The sequence below is a fragment of the Erwinia sp. Leaf53 genome, from assembly GCF_001422605.1.
Lineage (GTDB): Bacteria > Pseudomonadota > Gammaproteobacteria > Enterobacterales > Enterobacteriaceae > Erwinia.
Window position 1 is genome coordinate 363,684 of the sequence record NZ_LMLK01000023.1, and the last position, 19,523, is coordinate 383,206.

Below are 19,523 nucleotides of genomic sequence, written 5' to 3' on the forward strand. Positions count from 1 at the left end.
TCACGCTCCCCGAACTGGAAACCGATTGTGAAAATCCTCGTTGATGAAAATATGCCATACGCGCGCGAACTCTTCAGCCGCACCGGTAACGTCGTCGCCGTGCCCGGCCGCCCGGTGCCGCAGGCTGAACTGGAAGATGCCGATGGCCTGATGGTGCGCTCGGTGACCCAGGTTAACGCCGCGCTGCTGGCCGGCAAACCGGTCAGGTTCGTCGGCACCGCCACCGCGGGCACCGACCATATCGACGAGGCGTATCTTGGCGAGCAGGGGATCGCCTTCTCGGCGGCGCCGGGCTGTAACGCCATTGCGGTAGTGGAGTACGTCTTCTCCGCGCTGCTGCTGCTGGCCGAGCGCGACGGCTTCCGCTTAACCGATCGTACCGTGGGCATCGTCGGCGTCGGTAACGTCGGCAGCCGCCTGCAGGCGCGGCTGGAGGCGCTGGGCATTCGTACGCTGCTGTGCGATCCGCCGCGTGCCGATCGCGGTGACGCCGGCGACTTCCTGCCGCTGGCCGACCTGGTGGCCGAAGCCGACGTGCTGACCTTCCACACGCCGCTGTTCAGAGAGGGGCCGTATCAGACCCTGCACCTGGCCGACGAGGCGCTGCTGCGGGCGCTGAAGCCGGGCACCATTCTGATTAACGCCTGCCGCGGTGAGGTGGTGGATAACGCCGCGCTGCTGCAGGTGCTGGACGATCGTGACGATCTGAGCGTGGTGCTGGACGTCTGGGAGCCGGAGCCGGACCTGTCGGTGCCGCTGCTGGAGAAGGTGGATATCGGCACCGCGCACATCGCCGGCTACACCCTGGAAGGCAAGGCGCGCGGCACCACCCAGGTGTTCGAGGCGTGGAGCCAGTTTATCGGCCAGCCGCAGCAGGTGCCGATGGACACCCTGCTGCCGCCGGCCGAGTTCGGCAGCATTACTCTGCGTGGTGAGCTGGATCAGCCAACGCTGAAACGTCTGGTGCATCTGGTGTATGATGTGCGCCGCGACGATGCGCCGCTGCGCCGGGTGGCGGCGATCCCGGGCGAGTTTGACCGCCTGCGCAAGAATTATCAGGAGCGGCGCGAGTGGTCGTCGCTGCAGGTGGTGTGCGATAACGCGGCCACCGCCGCACTGCTGGTGAAACTGGGCTTTAACGCCATCCTGCAGTAATCCGTAACCGGCGACGGCGAGGCCCCCGGCGGACGGGCGTCTCTGCCGTACAGCGTTAAGCCGGGCGCGGTACGGGAAAAATCTGAATCTTTGGGCGGTGATTACACCGCCTCTCTTTTTTATGTCAAGGTCGGGAGTAAACCAACATGTCTGACGGCTGGAATATCGCGCTACTGGGCGCAACAGGCGCAGTAGGGGGAGCTGTACTGGAAATACTGGCGGAACGCCAGTTCCCGGTTGGTGAGCTGTATGCACTGGCCAGCGAACGCAGCGCCGGTGAAGTGCTGCGTTTTGAGGGGAAATCGCTGCGGGTGACCGATGCGGCAGAGTTTGACTGGTCGCAGGTGCAGCTGGCGTTTTTCGCCGCCGGGCGTGACGCCTCGGCGCGCTACGCGGAAGACGCGGCCAGCGCCGGCTGCCTGGTGATCGACAGCAGCGACCTGTTTGCGCTGGAGCCGGACGTGCCGCTGGTGGTGCCGGACGTTAACCCGCAGGTGCTGGCCGACTACCGCAACCGCAATATCGTTACCGTGGCGGATGCGCTGACCAGCCAGCTGCTGTGCGCCATCAAGCCGTTGATCGAGAGCGCCGGGCTGGGCCGTCTGCAGGTGACTAACCTGCTGGCGGTGTCGGCACGGGGCAAAGCGGCGGTCGATTCGCTGGCCGGCGAGAGCGCCCGGCTGCTGAACGGCCTGCCGGCGGAAGCGGGCTACTTTGGCCGCCAGCTGGCGTTCAACCTGCTGCCGCTGCTGGCGGACGCCGAAGGCAGCGTGGCGCAGGAGCGCAGTCTGGTGGAGCAGGTGCGTAAGGTGCTGCAGGATGAAGGCCTGCCGATTTCGGTCAGCAGCGTGCAGGCGCCGGTGTTCTACGGAAACGCGCAGCTGGTGCAGGTGGAAAACCTGCGCCCGATGTCGGCTGACGAAGCCCGCGACGCGCTGGCGCAGTGGGAAGATATCAACCTGACCGACGAAGATGACTTCCCGACCCCGGTGGGCGACGCCTCCGGCAGCGCGCATCTGAGCATCGGTGCGCTGCGCAACGACTACGGCATCCCCGAGCTGCTGCAGTTCTGGTCGGTGGCCGACAACGTGCGCTTCGGCGGCGCGCTGATGGCGGTGAAAACCGCTGAACGGCTGGTGCAGGAGTATTTTTACTGATGTCTGACAGCAGTGCGCCACAGCCGGTGTTAAGAATGGCGTTGGGGATCGAGTATGACGGCAGCCGTTACTACGGCTGGCAGCGTCAGAATGAGGTGGGCAGCGTGCAGGAGCACCTGGAGAAGGCGCTGTCGCAGGTAGCCGATCAGCCGATCGTGGTGTTCTGCGCCGGACGCACCGACGCCGGCGTCCACGGCACCGGCCAGGTGGTGCATTTTGAGACCACCGCACGGCGTAAGGATGCCGCCTGGACGCTGGGTGCCAACACCCACCTGCCGGCGGACGTGGCCGTGCGCTGGGTCAAGGCGGTGCCGGAGACCTTCCACGCCCGCTTCAGCGCCACGGCGCGGCGCTACCGCTACGTGATTTACAACGAGCGGCTGCGCCCGGCGATCCTCGGCGGCGGCATCACCCACTTTTACCATCCGCTGGACGTGGAGAAGATGCAGCGCGCCGGGCAGTGCCTGCTCGGCGAACAGGATTTCACCTCGTTTCGCGCGGTGCAGTGCCAGTCGCGCACGCCGATGCGCTACGTGATGCATCTGAACGTCAGCCGTCACGGCTCCTACGTGGTGGTCGACATCAAGGCTAACGCCTTTGTACACCATATGGTGCGCAATATCGTCGGTAGCCTGATGCAGGTCGGCTGCGGTAACCAGCCGGAAACCTGGATGGCGGATTTGCTGGCGGCCAAAGACCGCACGCTGGCCGCCGCTACCGCCCGCGCCGAGGGGCTGTATCTGGTTGCGGTGGATTACCCCGAGCACTTTGACTTACCGCGCCCGCCGATGGGGCCGCTGTTCCTTGCCGACTAACCTTCGACTGATGTAATAAAGGACGCCCGAATGGATCTGATTCGTTTTGTTATCGACTTCATTTTGCATATCGACGTGCATCTCGCCGAGCTGGTGGCGCAGTATGGTCTCTGGATCTACGCCATTCTGTTCCTGATCCTGTTCTGTGAAACCGGGCTGGTGGTTACGCCGTTCCTGCCGGGGGATTCTCTGCTGTTTGTCGCTGGTGCGCTGGCGGCGCTGCCGACCAACGATCTGGACGTGCATACCATGGTGGCGCTGATGGTGGCGGCGGCGATCCTCGGCGACGCGGTGAACTACACTATCGGGCGGCTGTTCGGTGACAAACTGTTCAGTAACCCCAACTCGAAGATCTTCCGCCGCAGCTATCTTGATAAAACCCACGCTTTTTACGAGCGCCACGGCGGGAAAACGATTATTCTTGCGCGCTTCGTGCCGATCGTGCGTACCTTCGCGCCCTTTGTGGCCGGAATGGGCAAAATGTCCTGGCGTCATTTTTCCCTGTACAACGTCTCGGGCGGGTTGCTGTGGGTGCTGCTCTTTACCTATGCGGGCTACTGGTTTGGCAATATGCCCGCGGTACAGGAAAACCTTAAGCTGTTGATTGTGGCAATTATCCTGCTGTCGATTCTGCCAGGCGTAATTGAAGTGTGGCGTCACCGCCGCGCGGCAAGAAAACAGCCACAGCGCTAAGCGGACGTCTCAGGCCAGACGTCGGTGACCAGATTTTTATCCACAGTCTCCGGCGGTTATGGTTTAATGAGCGACAATTTATGGTTTGTGCTGCGCGCATGAGTGACAGCACAAAAAAAGAAAAAACTGGCTAACCCCAACGGGGCACCAGGTTCAAACAGAAAGGTCATCAATGAGCTGGATTGAGCGAATTCTCAGTAAAAGCACCGCTACCCCATCGCGTAAAGCGAGCATTCCTGAAGGGGTGTGGACCAAGTGTGACAGCTGCGGACAGGTCCTGTACCGCGCCGAGCTGGAGCGCAATCTGGAAGTCTGCCCGAAATGCGACCACCACATGCGTATGCATGGTCGCGCCCGCTTACACAGCGTGCTGGATGAAGGTTCACTGGTTGAACTGGGCAGCGAGCTGGAACCGAAAGATCTGCTGAAATTCCGGGATTCCAAAAAATACAAAGATCGTCTGACCGCGGCGCAGAAAGAGACCGACGAAACCGACGCGCTGATCGTGATGAAAGGCACCCTGCACGGCATGCCGGTAGTGGCTGCCGCGTTTGAGTTCTCCTTTATGGGTGGCTCAATGGGCTCGGTGGTTGGCGCACGTTTCGTACGTGCGGTTGAGCAGGCGCTGGAAGACGGCTGCCCGATGATCTGCTTCTCTGCCTCCGGCGGTGCGCGTATGCAGGAAGCGCTGATGTCGCTGATGCAGATGGCGAAAACCAGCGCCGCGCTGGCCAAGATGCAGGCGCGTGGCCTGCCGTATATCTCGGTGCTGACCGACCCGACCATGGGCGGCGTCTCCGCCAGCTTCGCGATGCTCGGCGACCTGAACATCGCTGAACCGAAAGCGCTGATCGGCTTTGCCGGCCCGCGCGTAATCGAGCAGACGGTGCGTGAAAAGCTGCCGCCGGGCTTCCAGCGCAGTGAGTTCCTGATCGAGAAGGGAGCGATCGATATGATCGTCCGCCGTCCGGTGATGCGCTTTAAGCTGGCCAGCGTGCTGGCGAAGATGATGAACCTGCCTGCGCCGCAGGAAGATATCGTTGCTGAAGCCCCCGCTGCCCCACAGAGCCCCGAGGCCTGACCGATGATGAGAAAGGGATCGCCTGGCGATCCCTTTTACCAATGAACCGAAACGCGGTGAACGGGATACATGGACACTCTTCCTCAAGCCACGTCGCCTCTTGCCACGTGGCTTTATTATCTTGAGCATTTACACTCTCAGGCAATCGAGATGGGTCTGGAGCGTGTGCGTCGCGTTGCCACCTCCCTCGATCTGCTGAAACCCGCCCCGGTGGTGTTTACCGTTGCCGGTACTAACGGCAAGGGCACCACCTGCCGCACCCTGGAAACCGTGCTGATGGCCGCCGGCTATCGCGTCGGCGTCTACAGTTCCCCGCACCTGATCCGCTACACCGAACGGGTACGCATCCAGGGCGCTGAGCTGGCTGAATCGGCCCATACGGCCTCCTTTGCGGCGATTGAAGCCGGGCGCGGCGACACCTCTCTGACCTATTTTGAGTACGGCACGCTGTCGGCGCTGTGGCTGTTTAAGCAGGCGCAGGTTGACGTGGCGATCCTCGAAGTCGGGCTGGGCGGGCGGCTGGACGCTACCAATATCGTCGACGCTGACGTGGCGGCCATTACCAGCATCGCCCTCGATCACGTAGACTGGCTGGGGCCGGACCGCGAAAGCATCGGGCGGGAAAAAGCCGGGGTATTTCGCGGCGGTAAGCCGGCCATCGTCGGTGAACCGGATATGCCGCACACCATTGCAGAGGTGGCGCAGCAGCTGGGCGCGGACCTGCATCAGCTGGGCCGCGACTGGTCGTATCACGCCGACGGCGATAGCTGGAGCTTCACCGACGCGCAGGGCAGCCTGAGCGGGCTGCCGCTGCCGCAGGTGCCGTTGCCGAATGCGGCCACCGCACTGGCGGCGCTGCGAGCCTCCGGGCTGGCGGTGGAGGATGCCGTGGTGCGCGCTTCCCTGCATCAGGCGCTGCTGCCCGGCCGCTTCCAGACCGTGGCGCAGTCGCCGCGGGTGATCCTCGACGTAGCGCACAATCCGCATGCGGCCGCGTACCTGGCCGGCCGGCTGGCCGAACTGCCGGGTGACGGTAAGGTACACGCGGTGGTCGGGATGCTGCACGATAAAGATATTGCCGGAACCCTGGCGTGCCTCAGCCCGCAGGTTGACCACTGGTACTGCGCGCCGCTGGACGGCCCGCGCGGGGCCAGCGCAGAACAGCTGATGGCGCACCTGTCGGGCGCGCAGGCGTTTGGTTCGGTGCTGGCGGCGTATCAGCAGGCGCTGGCTCATGCCGGTGAACGGGACGTGGTGCTGGTGTGTGGTTCTTTCCACACCGTGGCACCGGTTATGGAATGGATGGCAACGGAGAACGGCAGTGGCGAGTAAGTTTCAAAACCGTTTAGTCGGCACCATCATTATCGTCGCCGTCGGGGTGATCGTTCTGCCCGGGCTGCTTGACGGTAAAAAGAAGCACTATAAAGAGGAGTTTGCTGCCATTCCGCTGGTGCCGAAGCCGGAAGATCAGCAGGAGACCGATCTGGTGCCGCCGGTCACCCAGTCGCTGCCCGCCCAGCCGCCGGAAGGCGCCGGGTCGGCGGTAGTCGGACGTGACAACGGTAACAATTCACAGGCGGACAGCGGCTCAACCACGCCGCAGGCCGGCAACCAGCCGACGCTGGTCTCCCCACCGCCGGTCCAGCAGCCGGTGAACACGCCGAAAGTTGTCGAAAAACCGAAGGTGGTGACCCAGCCGAAGCCGGTTGAGAAACCGAAACCGGTTGAGAAGCCAAAGCCGGTGGAAAAACCAAAGCCGGTTGAAGCGCCGAAAGTGGTTGAGCAGCCGAAGACGGTGGAAACGCCGGCGCAAACGCAGCCCGCGCCGGAAAGCAAACCGGCCGAGAGCGCGCCAGCCGGCCAGGCCTGGGTGGTCCAGCTGGGCGCGCTGAAGAACGCGGCGAAGGTTGACGAGATCGTCGCTAAGCTGCGGCTCTCCGGCTACCGCGCTTATACCGTCCCGGCCACGCCGGTGCAGGGGCAGATTACCCGCATCTTTGTCGGGCCGGATGCCTCGAAAGCCAAAATGCAGGCGGCGGTGGGGGAACTGCAGGGGATCTCCGGGCTGGGCGGGGTGGTTAAACCCTACAGCGCGCGGTGATCCGACGGCTGCCGCTGAACGGCAGCAGCGATACTATCAACAGGTAAAACCTGCTTGCGCCCGGAACAGCCCGCTGCTGTTCCGGGCGCTGGCGTTAGGATGTAATGCAAATCAACGGATTGCGTTTGGGTGTTCAGGCCGGCACCGGGGCGGTTTTTGCTGGTTTTTTCAACGGCAATGATTATTTGAATCGTCCCTGCAAAAGCCTACGCAAACGTTTTCTTTTTCTGTTAGAATTCGCCCCGAACTGGATACCAGGGGTAATTACTGGAAGCGTTCATGGTCTGGATAGATAACGTCATTATTGCGGTCGTCAGTTTTTCGGCTCTGGTCAGCCTGATCCGCGGGTTTGTACGGGAAGCACTTTCGCTCGTCACCTGGGGGTGCGCATTCTTTGTCGCCAGTCATTACTACTCCTTTCTTGCCGTCTGGTTTACCGGATTTGAAGACGAACTGGTGCGTAACGGCATCGCCATTGCAGTGTTATTCGTTGCCACGCTGATTGTCGGGGCGATCGTTAACTATGTAATTGGTTCGCTGGTGGAAAAAACCGGCCTGTCGGGTACCGACAGGGTACTGGGAGTCTGTTTTGGGGCGCTGCGTGGCGTGCTGATTGTGGCCGCGATGCTGTTTTTCCTCGATACGTTCACCGGATTTGCTAAGAGCCCGGACTGGCAACAGTCTAAGCTTATCCCTCAGTTCAGTTACATCATCGGGTGGTTTTTTGACTACCTGAAAAGCTCGTCGAGTTTTTTGCCCCGGTAATTGCACCGGGGTTCGGCCATGAGGAAAAGTCATTATGTGCGGTATTGTCGGGATCGCCGGTTTTGCGCCGGTCAACCAGTCGATTTATGACGCGTTAACGGTGCTGCAGCATCGTGGGCAGGATGCCGCCGGCATCGTCACCATCGATGCGTTAAATTGCTTCCGTCTGCGTAAGGCCAACGGCCTGGTCAGCGATGTTTTTGAAGCCCGCCATATGCAGCGTATGCAGGGCAATATGGGTATCGGCCACGTGCGTTACCCAACGGCAGGCAGCTCCAGCGCTTCCGAAGCCCAGCCCTTCTATGTGAACTCCCCTTACGGGATCACGCTTGCCCACAACGGTAACCTGACCAACGCTCACGAACTGCGTAAAGGCCTGTTCGAAACCGGCCGCCGTCACGTGAACACCACGTCAGATTCTGAAATTCTGCTCAATATCTTTGCGCAGGAAGTGGACCAGTTCCGCCACTATCCGCTGGAAGCGGACAACATCTTTGCCGCGATTGCCGCGGTGCATAAGAAAGTGCGCGGAGCCTATGCCTGCGTGGCGATGATCATCGGCCACGGCCTGGTGGCGTTCCGCGACCCGAACGGCATCCGTCCGCTGGTGATTGGCAAACGTCCGCTGGCCGATGGCCGTATTGAATACATGGTGGCTTCTGAGAGCGTGGCGCTGGATACGCTGGGCTTTGAGTTCCTGCGTGACGTGGCGCCAGGTGAAGGGGTTTACGTCACCGAAAAAGGCCAGCTGTATACCCGCCAGTGCGCTGAGAACCCGAAGGTTCATCCGTGCCTGTTCGAGTACGTCTACTTTGCGCGCCCGGACTCGTTCCTCGACAAAATTTCCGTCTACAGCGCCCGCGTGCGCATGGGCACCAAGCTGGGTGCGAAAATCGCCCGCGAGTGGGAAGATCTGGATATTGACGTGGTGATCCCGATTCCGGAAACCTCCTGCGATATCGCGCTGGAGATGGCACGGATTCTGGACAAGCCTTACCGTCAGGGCTTCGTGAAAAACCGCTACGTCGGCCGTACCTTTATCATGCCGGGCCAGCACCTGCGCCGCAGCGCGGTTCGCCGCAAGCTGAACGCTAACCGTGCCGAGTTCCGCGGTAAGAACGTACTGCTGGTGGATGACTCCATCGTGCGCGGGACCACCTCCGAGCAGATCATTGAGATGGCACGCGAAGCCGGGGCGAAAAAAGTCTATCTCGCCTCTGCGGCACCGGAAATTCGTTTCCCGAACGTGTACGGCATTGATATGCCAAGCGCCACCGAGCTGATCGCCCACGGTCGTGAAGTCGAAGAGATCCGCCAGCTGATCGGTGCCGACGCGCTGATTTTCCAGGATCTGGATGACCTGATTGAAGCGGTGCGTGAAGAGAACCCGGATATCACCCAGTTTGAATGCTCGGTGTTCAACGGCATCTACGTCACTAAAGACGTTGACCAGCAGTACCTCGAGTACCTGCAGTCGCTGCGCAATGACGATGCCAAAGCCGTGGCACGGCAGAACGAAGCGGAAAACCTGGAAATTCACAACGAAGGCTAAGCGCCACGCTGTGTAAGCAGGTAAAATGGGCCGGGAGCAATTCCGGCCCATTTTTTTTCAGGAGAGATGATGAAAAGAATCATTATTGGACTTTCAGGTGCCAGCGGCGTGATTTATGGCATCCGTACCCTGCAGATACTGCAGCAGGTCAGTGACGTGGAAACCCACCTGATCGTCAGCAACGCCGCCCGGCAGACGCTGGCGCTGGAAAGCGACGTCAGCCTGCGCGAGGTGCAGGCGCTGGCCGACGTGGTGCACGACGTGCGTGATATTGCCGCCAGTATCTCCTCCGGTTCATTTAAAACCGACGGCATGGCCATTCTGCCGTGCTCTATCAAAACCCTCTCCGGCATCGTTAACAGCTACAGCGACGGCCTGCTGACCCGCGCCGCCGACGTGGTGCTGAAAGAGCGTCGCCCGCTGGTGCTGTGCGTGCGGGAAACCCCGTTGCACCTCGGCCACCTGCGGCTGATGACCGCCGCCGCCGAGCTGGGCGCGATTATTATGCCGCCGGTACCGGCGTTTTATCACCGACCGGCCAGCGTGATGGACATCGTCGATCAGACCGTCAATCGCGTACTCGATCAGTTTAATATTGAGCTGGATCAGGAGCTGTTTACGCGCTGGCAGGGTGCATAAGTTTGCCTGAGTGCGCGCTTTTAGTGCAAATGTTGATGCTGAATCGCATTTTGTGCAAAGGATGCACCATCGTGCAACATTCTTGCCGCGAACGGATCATAAACCTGCTATAAATCCTTCTGCAAACCGGGCAATTACGCTATCTTGCCCACCGCGCAATAAAAAGCAGGCATTGCCGTTACACTGGCATGGAACCTGCAGATCAACCTGCGCAACAACATCACGACCATAATAAAAAAACTGAGGGGTTTTTATGAAAAAGCAGGTCCTGGCTCTCTCCCTGTTACTGTCAATCACCGCCGCGGGTAGCGCATTTGCCGCCGGCCCGAAAACGTTGCGTATCGGCACCGACCCGACCTACGCGCCGTTTGAAATGAAGAACGCACAGGGGCAGCTGATCGGATTTGATATCGATCTGGCTAATGAAATCTGTAAACGGATGGAGACCAAATGTACCTTCGTTGAGAGTGATTTTGATGCGCTGATCCCGTCACTGAAGGCGAAGAAAGTGGATGCGGTGATCTCTTCACTGTCGATCACCGAAAAGCGCCTGCAGGAGATCGCCTTCTCTGAGAAACTGTATGCCGCCAATTCACGTCTGATTGCGCCAAAAGGTTCCAAAGTGCTGCCAACGCTGGAGGCGCTGAAAGGCAAAACCATCGGCCTGCTGCAGGGCACCACTCAGGAAACCTACGCCAACGACAACTGGCGCCAGCACGGCGTGACAGTAACGCCGTATGCTAACCAGGACCTGGTGTATCAGGATCTGACCGCCGGGCGTATCGATGCCGCATTCCAGGATGAAGTGGCGGCCAGCGAAGGCTTCCTCAAGCAGCCTGCCGGTAAAGATTACGCCTTTGCAGGCCCGGCGGTAAAAGATGATAAGATCTTTGGCATCGGGACCGGTATCGGTATGCGTAAAGATGATACCGCGCTGAAAGCCGCCATCGACAAAGCGTTCGATGAGCTGCGCAAAGATGGTACCTACGACAAGATTGCGAAAAAATACTTTGATTTTGATGTATATGGCGGTTAAGTAAAACCTGTCTGGCACCCCGGCGCGTCCGGGGTGCAGTTACACGATGAAAAGATTACGACAGGATATTGCTTATGCTTTATGGCTACTCTGAAGTCATTTTTAAAGGCGCGATGGTGACGCTGGAGCTGGCCCTCAGCTCGGTACTGTTCGCCGTTATACTCGGACTGATTGGCGCCGGGGCCAAACTCTCCAACAGCCGCCTGCTGGCGGGCATATTTGAAGGCTACACCACGCTCATTCGCGGCGTACCGGACCTGGTACTGATGCTGCTGATCTTTTACGGCCTGCAGATTGCGCTCAATCAGCTGACCGACCTGCTGGGCCTGAACCAGTTCGATATCGACCCGATGGTGGCCGGTATTATCACACTGGGCTTTATCTACGGGGCGTACTTTACCGAAACCTTCCGCGGCGCGTACATGGCGGTGCCGAGAGGGCAGATTGAAGCCGCTACCGCCTTTGGTTTTACCTCTGCACAAACCTTCCGCCGTATTCTGTTTCCTGGCATGATGCGCTTCGCGCTGCCGGGGATCGGCAATAACTGGCAGGTGATCCTGAAAGCCACCGCGCTGGTTTCGCTGCTTGGTCTGGAAGATGTGGTTAAAGCCACGCAGCTGGCCGGTAAAACCACCTGGCAGCCGTTCTACTTTGCCATCGTCGCCGGGGTTATTTATCTGATTTTCACCACGCTGTCGAACGGCGTGTTGTGGTGGCTGGAGCGCCGTTATTCGGTGGGCGTCAAAAGGGCTGATTTATGATTGATATTATTCAGGAGTACTGGAAGGCCCTGCTGTGGACCGACGGCTATCGCCTGACCGGCGTGGCGATTACCCTGTGGTTGCTGGTGGTCTCGGTGGTGCTGGGCGGCTGCCTGGCGGTGCTGCTCTCTGTCGCCCGCGTTTCGCCGTTCAAAGCGGTGCGCTTCCCTGTGTGGCTGTTTACCTACGTATTCCGCGGCACGCCGCTCTACGTGCAGCTGCTGGTGTTTTACTCCGGCTTTTACACGCTGGAAGTGGTGAAAGGCAGCGAGTTGTTGAACGCCTTCTTCCGCAGCGGACTTAACTGTACGCTGCTGGCACTGACGCTGAACACCTGCGCTTACACCACCGAAATCTTTGCCGGTGCCATTCGTTCCGTCCCGCACGGCGAAATTGAAGCGGCGCGCGCCTACGGTTTCTCGACCTTTAAACTCTACCGTTGCATTATTATGCCTTCGGCGCTGCGCACCGCGCTGCCGGCTTACAGCAATGAAGTGATCCTGATGCTGCACTCTACGGCGCTGGCGTTTACCGCTACGGTGCCGGACCTGCTAAAGATTGCCCGCGATATTAACTCGGCCACCTACCAGCCGTTTATCGCCTTCGGCCTGGCAGGCCTGCTCTATTTAGTAATTTCATATGTGTTGATTAGTCTGTTCCGCAAAGCGGAAAAACGCTGGCTGGCGCACGTTAAACCTTCCTCGTCCCACTGAGAAACACGATGGCTGAAAATAAATTAAGCGTCACCGAGCTGCACAAACGTTACGGTGAACATGAAGTGCTGAAGGGCGTGTCGCTGCAGGCCAACGCCGGCGACGTAATCAGCATTATCGGTTCGTCCGGTTCCGGTAAAAGTACCTTCCTGCGCTGCATTAACTTCCTGGAAAAACCCAGCGAAGGGGCGATCGCGGTCAATAATGAAAACATCAACCTGGTGCGGGATACCGACGGCCAGCTAAAGGTGGCGGATAAAGAGCAGCTGCGTTCGCTGCGCACCCGCCTGACCATGGTGTTCCAGCACTTCAACCTGTGGAGCCATATGACGGTGCTGGAAAACGTCATGGAAGCGCCGGTTCAGGTGCTGGGCCTGAGCAAAGCCGAAGCGCGCGAACGCGCCATCCGCTACCTTGATAAGGTCGGCATCGACGAACGCGGGCGCGGCAAGTATCCGGTTCACCTCTCCGGCGGCCAGCAGCAGCGCGTCTCCATCGCCCGCGCGCTGGCGATGGAGCCTGAAGTGCTGCTGTTTGATGAACCGACCTCGGCGCTGGATCCGGAGCTGGTCGGTGAGGTGTTGCGCATCATGCAGAAGCTGGCGGAAGAGGGCAAAACCATGGTGGTGGTCACCCACGAGATGGAATTTGCCCGTCACGTCTCCAGCCACGTGATCTTCCTGCACCAGGGAAAAATTGAAGAGCAGGGGGCGCCCGACGAGCTGTTCAACAGTCCGAAAAGCCCGCGCCTGCAGCAGTTCCTTTCCGGCGCGCTGAAGTAATTACGTCACACGCCAGGGGGCAGCTCCCTGGCGTGTCAGCCCTCCGATTTATGCCGGTCTGCCGCCCGCGGCACGCCCTTACCGCCCCAGCCTCTCGTCCTGATGCCCGCACCGGGCCGAAAAATGCACCCTTAACCCGCGTGAGTAAATAGCCCATGTTGTTGATTCAACGGGTTAATATTAATAAATATCGTCGATTTAATTTGTTCCATCGTTTTTACCTCTCTCTGAAATAGCCCAGGAATAATCCCGTTATCAGGGGAGGTAATTCTGAAATGCTATAATGAGGGCGTAGTAAAAATATATTTATTCACTACGGGAGGTTGATGTTGATTATTTCTGATGAAGAGAAAGGGCACGTTATTATTGGTGAAGCGGCCGTCAGTCTTATCTTCAACAGGGAGGAAATTACGCTGGGGACGTTACTGACAGAGTTACAGGTGATGGCGGAAAATGAGCCGAGCGACGAGCGGCTGATTGCCATCAGCGCCGCGCGCAGCTGGCTGAAGGCGTTTCACCAGCCGGGAACGCTATCCCGTGAAGGCGCGGTGTGGTTCGCGAAGATGCAGCAGGCGGACAGCGTTGGCTTCACAGTGCCAGCCCGTCAGCCATCGGATCAGCATGAACGCGCCCGCGGCGATCGGCAGGATAAAACGTAGTAAGGTGTTCTCGTTTTAAAGCATCATGTATTCATACCTTATGCAGATATGACGTCAGGATCTGAACGTTGCGTAATAAGCCTGGTAGCTTCTACCAGGCTTCAGAAAATACCGGCTGCGTTAGGGTAATTTAGTGCGCAGCGGTAGAAGTTGACTGGGTTGCTACCCCTGGTAAAAACTCTGCTTTCAGCCGTTCAAGCTCGCACAGCATATCGGCGAGCTCTCGCGAACTGGTGGTGCGTAATTTGCAGGCACTGCGATAACGACGCTCAGTTTCGGTTAACCGGATCCGTTGTTCACGTAAACGCTTTTCACTTTCCGTCATGCGTACCCCATCCATTATCATGAGTCAGATACTGCTGGTTAAGTCTGCTTACTACGCTGCACGTGCGTTGCCTCTCAGGCGACTTCACACTACAGCTAAGCGTAGCGGATTTAAACCGGGTAGCATGCGGCTTAACAAAAACTTCATACGGAAATTATCCCCTCCGGGCGCAGCATTTTTTTTAGCGTTTGACGATGTAAAGTTAAGGGTTAAGGCTATATTTATTTTAAGCCTTAGTACGCCTGCCTGCGGGCACCACCCCATACGTTACCCACTGCCTTCGAGGGACGGAATGCATACCATTTTAACACTGGCCAATGGGTACGGCGGCAGCATTCTGCTGCTGTTGCGTGCCGCAAGTGAACTGTTTGACCCAAAGATTGAAGTCTGCAGCGGCTATCCGGCGCACTGCAGCAGCTGGCTGACTATTTACTACCAGCGCAAAAGCCAGCGCTGGTCATTTGAGTGGTATCAACACGCCGGCTGCCAGCGCCCGCTGGCGCTACCGGACCCGGATGCCTGCCTGATGCAGGAGGTGACCGATAAAGGTGCCAGCCCGGAAGAGCGGGCTCAGGCACGTCTGCTGCTGGGGGGGATGGCTTTCCTTGAAGCCTGACTCTCTGACGACTCTATGGCTGATCTATGGCTGAGCGTGCGCGATAACTCGATCACCGGCGGTCAGCATCTCAGGCAACGGAGCGGCAGCCGCCGCATCTACCGGCTGCCTTGCCGATTGCGCCGCCGCCGCGATGATAAGCCGAACGATAAGACCCCCGTTTTTTGGGCACGGATAACGCACTGTAGCGGTGGTCAGACCACATTTTCCAGCGCCTTATCCAGATCGTACCAGCGGAACCTGAAGCCGGAAGCTTCCAGCCGCTGTGGCAGCAGATGCTGCCCGCCGAGCACCAGCACCGCGGATTCGCCCATCATCAGCCGGATCGCGGTGGCCGGGGTACGCATAAACGCCGGGCGGTGCATCGCCTTGCCTAATGCCGCGGCGAACTGTTCATTGCGCACCGCGTAGGGTGCCACAAGGTTAAACGGTCCCTGTAGCGTTGCGTGATCGAGCAGCCAGAGAATGCCGGCCAGCATATCCTCAATATGGATCCACGGCATATACTGCTTGCCGTTGCCCAGCGGCCCGCCGATGCCGAGCTTAAACGGCAGCTGCATTTTTTCCAGCGCGCCACCGTCGGGGCTGAGGACCACGCCGGTGCGCAGCAGACAGACGCGGGTGCGATCGCTCTGCGCCTGCAGCGCCAGCTGTTCCCAGCGAGCGCACAGCTGATGGGTAAACTCGCTGTGGCCCGGGTCGTCCTCGGTGACTACCAGCTCGCCGGTATTGCCGTAAAAGCCGCTGGCCGAACCGGAAATCAGCACCGCCGGCGGCGCGCTGCTGGCGGCAATCAGCTCCGCCAGCCGTTGGGTTATCTGCCAGCGGCTCTGGCACAGGCGGGTTTTCTGCGCCTCGCTCCAGCGTCTGGCGGCGATCGGCTCGCCCGCAAGGTTGATCACCGCGTCAATGCCGTTGAGATGCTGCTGCTGATCGAGGCCGGACCACAGGCTGACCTGTTCGCCCAGCTTCGCGCGCGCGGCCGCCACGTCACGGGTGACCACGCTGACCTGATAACCCCGTTGCAGCAGGCGTAACACCAGTGGACGGCCCACCAGCCCGGTGCCGCCGGTAATAAGAATGTGCATAGCGATGATCCTTTTTGCTTTCAGTCTGCTTCTAGCATAGGTCAGGATTTGCCGATGACGTGTGATGGCGCGCACGGCAAATGCCGTGCGCAGATTATTTGTTCACCTGCCGTGGCGAGGGTGTTGCCTTCGGCATAAAAACCAGATAAACAAAGGGTTCCCATTGCTGAACGTCAGAGGATGCACGGATGAGTTACCCAACGATTACCCTATGGTCAGACGCCAGTTTTTTCAGTCCGTATGTGATGTCGGTGTACGTCTCCCTGAGTGAAAAAGGCATTCCGTTCGCGCTGAAGCGGGTCGATCTGGCCGCGCAGGAACATCACGGGGCGGACTATGGCCGGCTTTCTCTGACGCAGCGGGTGCCGACGCTGCAGGTGGACGACTTTCAGCTGTCCGAATCTTCCGCCATCAGCGAATATCTCGAAGAGCGTTTTCCGGCACCGGAGTTTGAGCGCCTCTATCCACGCAACGCGGAAAAACGTGCCAAAGCGCGAGAAATCCAGGCCTGGCTGCGCAGCGACTTTATGCCGATCCGCCAGCAGCGCCCGACCGAGGTACTGTTTGCCGGCGAGCGCTTTGCCCCGCTGGACGCCGCCGGGCAGCAGGCGGCCGCTAAACTGATTGCCGCCGTTGAGCGTCTGCTCCCCGCAGGCCAGCAGAATCTGTTTGGCGAATGGTCAATTGCCGATACCGATCTGGCGGTGATGCTTAACCGCCTGGCGCTGCACGGCGACCCGCTGCCGGCGCATATCGCCGACTATGCGCACTTCCAGTGGCAGCGTGCGTCGGTGCAGCTGTGGCTGGCGGAATCATCAAAACCGGCCTGAGGCGGATTGAGCACAAATTGATGATTGCGTCAGCCTGCGTTAAACATTAATTTAGGCGCCTCGCGCAGCACCGCGCGGCACAACACACAAACGGCGCGCCGGGCGCCAGAACTAAAAGGGTTTCGGATGGTGGAGCAAGATCAGGGCACGGAATGGGTCGACATCGTTGATGAACATAACGAGGTCATCGCACAGTCCAGCCGTGTGCAGATGCGGGCACAGTGTTTGCGCCATCGCGCAACGTATATCGTCGTGCACGACGGCATGGGCAAAATTCTGGTGCAGCGCCGCACCGAAACGAAAGACTTTATGCCGGGCATGCTCGATGCCACCGCCGGTGGCGTGGTGCAGAGCGGTGAAGGCATGCTTGAATCCGCCCGCCGTGAGGCGGAAGAGGAGCTGGGCATCGCCGCAGTGCCGTTTGCCGAGCACGGCCTGTTCTACTTCGAAAACGCCCACTGTCGCGTATGGGGCGGGCTGTTCAGCTGTGTCTCCCACGGGCCGTTCGCCATGCAGGAAGAAGAGGTGGATGAGATCATCTGGATGACCCCGGAAGAGATCACCCAGCGCTGCGATGAGTTCACCGACGACTCGCTGAAGGCGCTGTCGCTGTGGATGACGCGTAATGGTGAACCGGGGCGCTCCGGCTCCGGCGAGTAACCTCTAACCGGCGCACGCCGCTGCGGTATGCGCCGGTCCCTCTGCGATGAACCCGTTATTGCTTCCGCTCTGATTTACCCGGCCAGGGAGTGACGCATCTTCTCCCCGCGCCAGCTCGCCGTTAAACTCTCCTGCCTCAATGTTGCCTTTCCCCGCCGGGGTGAATTTCATGCGCGTAATAAGGTCGTCAGTAACGTCAGCGCGCGGCTGAACTGGGCATCCGGGATGGTCAGCGGATAGAGGAAGCGGATCACGTTGCCGTGCACGCCACAGGTCAGCAGGATCAGCCCCTGCTCCAGCGCGCGGCGCTGTATGGCCTGCGCGATATCTGTTGCGGGTTTGCCGCTGATTGGATCGATAAATTCGGCTGCGACCATCGAACCTAACGCGCGGATCTCCGCCAGCGCCGGATGACGAGAGTCGCTCAGCGTGGCCACCAGCGCCTCTCCCAGCCTTAGCGCCCGTTCGCACAGCTGCTGCTCCTCTATCACCTCCAGCACCGCCAGCGCTGCCGCTACCGCCAGCGGGTTACCGGCGTAGGTGCCGCCCAGCCCGCCCGGCAACGGGGCGTCCATCAGGTCGGCACGGCCGCTGACCGCCGAGATCGGCAGGCCGCCACCGAGGCTTTTGGCCATGGTCACCAGGTCGGGTCTGGCCTCAGGGTAATAATCGCTGGCGAACAGCCGGCCGGTGCGGGCAAAACCGCTCTGTACCTCATCGGCGATCATCACGATGCCGTGCTGGTCGCACAGCCTGCGCAGCGCGCTGACAAATTCCGCCGGGGCGATATTGAAGCCGCCTTCGCCCTGAATCGGTTCATAGATGATGGCGGCCACCTGTTGCGGGCTGATATCGCATTTGAACAGGGTTTCCAGGTTCTCCAGCGCATCATCCACGCTGACGCCGTGCAGCGCGTTGGGATAGCGGGCGTGGAACACCGAACCCGGGAAGGGGCCAAAACCGGTTTTGTACGGCGTGACCTTACCGGTCAGGCCCATGGTCAGCAGCGTGCGGCCGTGAAAGGCACCGCTGAAGGCGATCACCCCGGGGCGACCGGTTGCCGCACGGGCGATCTTCACCGCGTTCTCAACGGCTTCCGCCCCGGTGGAGAACAGGGTGGTTTTGCTGCGGCCAGCGACTGGCACGCACTGATTCAGCTTTTCCGCCAGGATTATGTAATTTTCATAGGGAACGATCTGGAAAGCCGTATGGGTAAAGCACTCCAGCTGCTCGCGGATAGCGCTCACGACTCTGGGATGACGATGACCGGTATTCAGTACAGCAATTCCGGCGGCGAAGTCGGTGTACTCTCGCCCCTGCTGGTCCCACAGGGTGGCATTTTCGGCTCTCACGGCGAAGAAATCACATAATACGCCGACGCCACGCGGTGTGGCATCCAGACGACGCTGGTGAATACTCTGATTGCTCATTTTATTACTCCTGTCCTGGTGAATGACGACGCAGTGCGGCAGGCGTGTGATGTGCACATTTTCAGCGTACAGGATGGCGCGCGATCCTGCCGGTAAGAACATGCGTTTTAACGCGCGGAATGGAGTTAATATTACCCTGTTCCTGAGCGGCTGCCTGGGTTTGAATTAACCGTTCCAGGCCGGCGTTGGCTGCGCCATGCTCCGGCCCCAACCGGAACTCAGGGAGAGACACAATGGATAATCAAACGCGAAAAAACTGGCACCGGCAGGATATTCTGGCGGCCATTCGCAAATGCAAAGGATCGCTGGCAGCGCTGTCCGTAGAGCACGGGCTGGCATCCGGCACGCTGGCTAACGCACTGGTCAAACCCTGGCCGAAAGGCGAACTGATCATTGCCCTCGCGCTGGGCAAAACCCCGCAGGAAATCTGGCCGGAGCGCTATTTTGATGAACAGGGCCAGGTAAAGAAATGGCCGGTTTTCAAAAAAAATCACGCCGAAAGGGTGAGGGAGAAAGGGGAACAATAGAAATAAATCCATAATTTTTTTTCTGTGAGCCTCTTAATTTTCCGCGACAGGGAAGTTGCGTATCCTGACTGACAAATTCAAAGTTGAATTTGTCAGGGAGCGAATGTTGACAGTCTCCCTTTTACACGCTGATGTTCG

At 59.5% G+C, this 19,523-nt stretch carries 23 protein-coding genes; 20 read left to right on the forward strand and 3 right to left on the reverse strand.

Going from position 1 to position 19,523, the window contains the following annotated elements; all coding sequences use genetic code 11:
* Positions 1–27 precede the first annotated feature (27 nt).
* The 16 genes from pdxB (at position 28) to ASF13_RS17970 (ending at position 13,909) form a co-directional block, all read left to right on the forward strand.
* Positions 28–1,155, forward strand: coding sequence for a 4-phosphoerythronate dehydrogenase PdxB (gene pdxB, locus ASF13_RS17900; RefSeq protein WP_056239410.1), 1,128 nt, complete (start codon positions 28–30; stop codon positions 1,153–1,155).
* Between the two features lie 146 nt (positions 1,156–1,301).
* Complete coding sequence (locus tag ASF13_RS17905) at positions 1,302–2,312, forward strand: aspartate-semialdehyde dehydrogenase (RefSeq protein ID WP_056239413.1); 1,011 nt, start codon at positions 1,302–1,304, stop codon at positions 2,310–2,312.
* A complete protein-coding gene (truA, locus tag ASF13_RS17910) occupies positions 2,312–3,127 on the forward strand; it encodes a tRNA pseudouridine(38-40) synthase TruA (RefSeq protein ID WP_056239415.1) in 816 nt (271 codons plus the stop codon). Before ASF13_RS17905 ends, truA begins: the two co-directional genes overlap by 1 nt.
* Positions 3,128–3,157: 30 nt before the next feature.
* Positions 3,158–3,820, forward strand: coding sequence for a DedA family protein (locus ASF13_RS17915; RefSeq protein ID WP_056239418.1), 663 nt, complete (start codon positions 3,158–3,160; stop codon positions 3,818–3,820).
* A gap of 172 nt (positions 3,821–3,992) precedes the next feature.
* The gene (gene accD, locus ASF13_RS17920) at positions 3,993–4,901 is read left to right on the forward strand and encodes an acetyl-CoA carboxylase, carboxyltransferase subunit beta (protein WP_056239421.1); all 909 of its coding nucleotides are present in this window, start codon (positions 3,993–3,995) and stop codon (positions 4,899–4,901) included.
* A gap of 69 nt (positions 4,902–4,970) precedes the next feature.
* Complete coding sequence (folC, locus tag ASF13_RS17925) at positions 4,971–6,233, forward strand: bifunctional tetrahydrofolate synthase/dihydrofolate synthase (RefSeq protein ID WP_056239424.1); 1,263 nt, start codon at positions 4,971–4,973, stop codon at positions 6,231–6,233.
* Entirely contained in the window at positions 6,223–7,002 is a 780-nt protein-coding gene (gene dedD, locus ASF13_RS17930) for a cell division protein DedD (protein ID WP_056239430.1), read from the forward strand. Before folC ends, dedD begins: the two co-directional genes overlap by 11 nt.
* A 104-nt stretch (positions 7,003–7,106) precedes the next feature.
* Entirely contained in the window at positions 7,107–7,298 is a 192-nt protein-coding gene (locus ASF13_RS25050; RefSeq protein WP_146005434.1) for a hypothetical protein, read from the forward strand.
* A complete protein-coding gene (gene cvpA / locus ASF13_RS17935; protein WP_056239434.1) occupies positions 7,282–7,767 on the forward strand; it encodes a colicin V production protein in 486 nt (161 codons plus the stop codon). Before ASF13_RS25050 ends, cvpA begins: the two co-directional genes overlap by 17 nt.
* A 34-nt stretch (positions 7,768–7,801) precedes the next feature.
* Positions 7,802–9,319, forward strand: a complete 1,518-nt coding sequence (gene purF / locus ASF13_RS17940; protein ID WP_056239437.1) for an amidophosphoribosyltransferase — start codon at positions 7,802–7,804, stop codon at positions 9,317–9,319.
* 69 nt (positions 9,320–9,388) lie between these two features.
* Positions 9,389–9,958 carry a UbiX family flavin prenyltransferase gene (locus ASF13_RS17945; protein WP_056239440.1) on the forward strand — a complete coding sequence of 190 codons (570 nt, stop codon included), beginning with the start codon at positions 9,389–9,391 and terminating at the stop codon, positions 9,956–9,958.
* 253 nt (positions 9,959–10,211) lie between these two features.
* Complete coding sequence (argT, locus tag ASF13_RS17950) at positions 10,212–10,994, forward strand: lysine/arginine/ornithine ABC transporter substrate-binding protein ArgT (RefSeq protein WP_056239442.1); 783 nt, start codon at positions 10,212–10,214, stop codon at positions 10,992–10,994.
* 74 nt (positions 10,995–11,068) lie between these two features.
* Positions 11,069–11,755, forward strand: coding sequence for a histidine ABC transporter permease HisQ (locus tag ASF13_RS17955; protein ID WP_056239445.1), 687 nt, complete (start codon positions 11,069–11,071; stop codon positions 11,753–11,755).
* A complete protein-coding gene (locus ASF13_RS17960; protein ID WP_056239451.1) occupies positions 11,752–12,468 on the forward strand; it encodes an ABC transporter permease in 717 nt (238 codons plus the stop codon). The genes ASF13_RS17955 and ASF13_RS17960 overlap by 4 nt, the downstream gene beginning before the upstream one ends.
* 8 nt (positions 12,469–12,476) lie before the next feature.
* The gene (hisP, locus tag ASF13_RS17965; RefSeq protein WP_056239454.1) at positions 12,477–13,250 is read left to right on the forward strand and encodes a histidine ABC transporter ATP-binding protein HisP; all 774 of its coding nucleotides are present in this window, start codon (positions 12,477–12,479) and stop codon (positions 13,248–13,250) included.
* A gap of 326 nt (positions 13,251–13,576) precedes the next feature.
* Positions 13,577–13,909 (forward strand): hypothetical protein, encoded by a 333-nt coding sequence (locus ASF13_RS17970; RefSeq protein WP_056239457.1) that lies wholly within the window; start codon positions 13,577–13,579, stop codon positions 13,907–13,909.
* Positions 13,910–14,039: 130 nt separating this feature from the next.
* Here ASF13_RS17970 and ASF13_RS24495 read toward each other — a convergent pair whose 3' ends face one another.
* Complete coding sequence (locus ASF13_RS24495; protein WP_146005435.1) at positions 14,040–14,234, reverse strand: hypothetical protein; 195 nt, start codon at positions 14,232–14,234, stop codon at positions 14,040–14,042.
* Positions 14,235–14,526: 292 nt separating this feature from the next.
* Between ASF13_RS24495 and ASF13_RS17975 the strand changes: the two genes are divergently transcribed.
* A complete protein-coding gene (locus tag ASF13_RS17975; protein ID WP_056239460.1) occupies positions 14,527–14,850 on the forward strand; it encodes a hypothetical protein in 324 nt (107 codons plus the stop codon).
* 194 nt (positions 14,851–15,044) lie between these two features.
* On the opposite strand, the gene ASF13_RS17980 is transcribed toward ASF13_RS17975, so the two are convergent.
* Entirely contained in the window at positions 15,045–15,938 is an 894-nt protein-coding gene (locus ASF13_RS17980; RefSeq protein WP_056239462.1) for a TIGR01777 family oxidoreductase, read from the reverse strand.
* A 188-nt stretch (positions 15,939–16,126) separates the two neighbouring features.
* Here ASF13_RS17980 and yfcF point away from each other — a divergent pair, with 188 nt between their 5' ends.
* Together yfcF and yfcD are read left to right on the forward strand one after the other, a co-directional pair.
* Positions 16,127–16,768 (forward strand): glutathione transferase, encoded by a 642-nt coding sequence (gene yfcF, locus ASF13_RS17985; protein WP_056239467.1) that lies wholly within the window; start codon positions 16,127–16,129, stop codon positions 16,766–16,768.
* Positions 16,769–16,894: 126 nt separating this feature from the next.
* Complete coding sequence (gene yfcD, locus ASF13_RS17990; protein WP_056239470.1) at positions 16,895–17,428, forward strand: NUDIX hydrolase YfcD; 534 nt, start codon at positions 16,895–16,897, stop codon at positions 17,426–17,428.
* A gap of 167 nt (positions 17,429–17,595) precedes the next feature.
* Here the strand turns inward: yfcD and ASF13_RS17995 are convergent, their stop codons facing one another.
* Positions 17,596–18,858, reverse strand: coding sequence for a 4-aminobutyrate--2-oxoglutarate transaminase (locus ASF13_RS17995; RefSeq protein WP_056239471.1), 1,263 nt, complete (start codon positions 18,856–18,858; stop codon positions 17,596–17,598).
* A 233-nt stretch (positions 18,859–19,091) separates the two neighbouring features.
* Here ASF13_RS17995 and ASF13_RS18000 point away from each other — a divergent pair, with 233 nt between their 5' ends.
* Positions 19,092–19,385 (forward strand): helix-turn-helix transcriptional regulator, encoded by a 294-nt coding sequence (locus ASF13_RS18000; protein ID WP_056239475.1) that lies wholly within the window; start codon positions 19,092–19,094, stop codon positions 19,383–19,385.
* The last annotated feature ends 138 nt before the right edge of the window (positions 19,386–19,523 follow it).